At 63.1% G+C, this 1,684-nt stretch carries 1 protein-coding gene; it reads left to right on the forward strand.

Annotated elements, in window-relative coordinates; translation table 11 throughout:
- Positions 1-120 precede the first annotated feature (120 nt).
- On the forward strand, positions 121-1,530 hold the full coding sequence (locus tag NYP18_RS15270) for an IS1380 family transposase (protein WP_259429050.1): 1,410 nt from the start codon (positions 121-123) through the stop codon (positions 1,528-1,530).
- The last annotated feature ends 154 nt before the right edge of the window (positions 1,531-1,684 follow it).

Here is a 1,684-nt window from a genome sequence, read left to right on the forward strand (position 1 = left end):
CCTGGATACACCGATGTGATTTAGGTTTAGCGGCGTGGGAAAAAGAGAAATGCCCTTCTGAACTGGGATAATACGACTTGTCGAAGGTCTATATTCCCCATCCAGGAGGGCATCTCTCAGGTGCAACTATCTCACACTCCCGCGGCACTCTCTATTTCATTCGATGACCCCACCCTGGTGTCGTCTGCCGGCCTGGTCCCGGTCATGCGCCTGGCTGATACCGCAGGGCTGTCGGCCCTGGCACAACACCGCCTGACCGTGGCAGGCGACAAGGGTGCCAACGCCGGGGCGAAGATCACCTCACTGGTCGCCGGCATGGTCGCCGGTGCCGACTCGATTGACGACATGGACCAGCTGCGCCACGGTGGCATGCACCGACTGTTTACCCGGATCTACGCGCCCTCGACCCTGGGTTCCTTCCTGCGGGCCTTCACCTTCGGGCATGTCCGCCAGTTGGATGCCGTGGCCTCCCGATTCCTCACCAGCCTGGCTGACCAAGCTCCAGCCCTGGTGCCCGCCCCGGCTGCCACCAGCGGGTATGTCTTTGTTGATGTCGACGACACCATCATCGAAGTTTATGGCCACCAGAAACAAGGTGCCAGCTTCGGCTACTCCGGCATCCGCGGTCTCAATGCCCTGCTGGCCACGGTCACCACGAGGACTTCCGCCCCGGTGGTCGTGGCGCAGCGCCTGCGCCGTGGTTCCTGCGGTTCCCCGCGTGGTGCTGGCCGATTGATTGCCGATGCGATCACCACCACCAGGCGGTTACCGGGACTCCAGCACCAGAAAATACTGGTGCGGGCGGACTCCGCTTTCTACGGCCGTTCCAGCATCCATGCAGCACGCACCGCAGGTGCGGATGTGTCGATCACCGCACGGATGACGCGCAACATCCGCCACGCGATCACCACGATCCCGGACACGTCCTGGGAAACAATTGAGTACACCGACGCACTCTTCGACGAGGACACCCAGACCTGGATCTCCTCAGCAGAAGTCGCGGAAATCCCGTTCACCGCTTTTGCGTCGAAGCCGGAGGCCGATCAGGTTCCCGGACGGCTGGTGGTCCGCCGGATCCCGGAGTTGAACAAGAGGGACGTGGATCAGCCGGGACTGTTTGATCTGCACCGCTTCCACGCGGTGTTCACCACCGCCGACCCGGACCTCCTCGATACAGTGGCCGCGGACAAGACCCACCGGCAGCATGCGGTCATCGAGCAGGTCAACGCGGATCTGAAGAACAGCGCGCTGGCGCATATGCCTTCAGGTGTGTTTACCGCGAACGCGGCGTGGTTGGTGTTGGCGGTCATGGCCTTCAACCTCACCAGGGCTGCCGGAACCATCGCGGCCGGGGCACTGGCCAGGGCCACCACCGCCACAATCCGACGTCAGGTCATCACCGTTGCGGCTCGGGTGGCGCGTCGGTCCCGGCGGTTGGTGCTGCACCTGCCGGAGGGCTGGAAGTGGGAAGTCCAGTGCACCCGGTTGTTCACTCACGCTCACTCCCCGCCGGTGGCTGTCCCCGCCTGACCACCTGAGCCGAAGTCCTTCGGCCCGAGCTGACCTACCAATTCGTGGAACAACCAGACGACGACGTGATCTGGGGATCACTCCTGCCCGAAAATCTTGGTGGTGCCCACAGCCGAGATCAACCGATCACCGAAGGACCATCGGCGGATCGAGG

The sequence above is a fragment of the Corynebacterium lemuris genome, assembly GCF_024919295.1.
Taxonomy (GTDB): domain Bacteria; phylum Actinomycetota; class Actinomycetes; order Mycobacteriales; family Mycobacteriaceae; genus Corynebacterium; species Corynebacterium lemuris.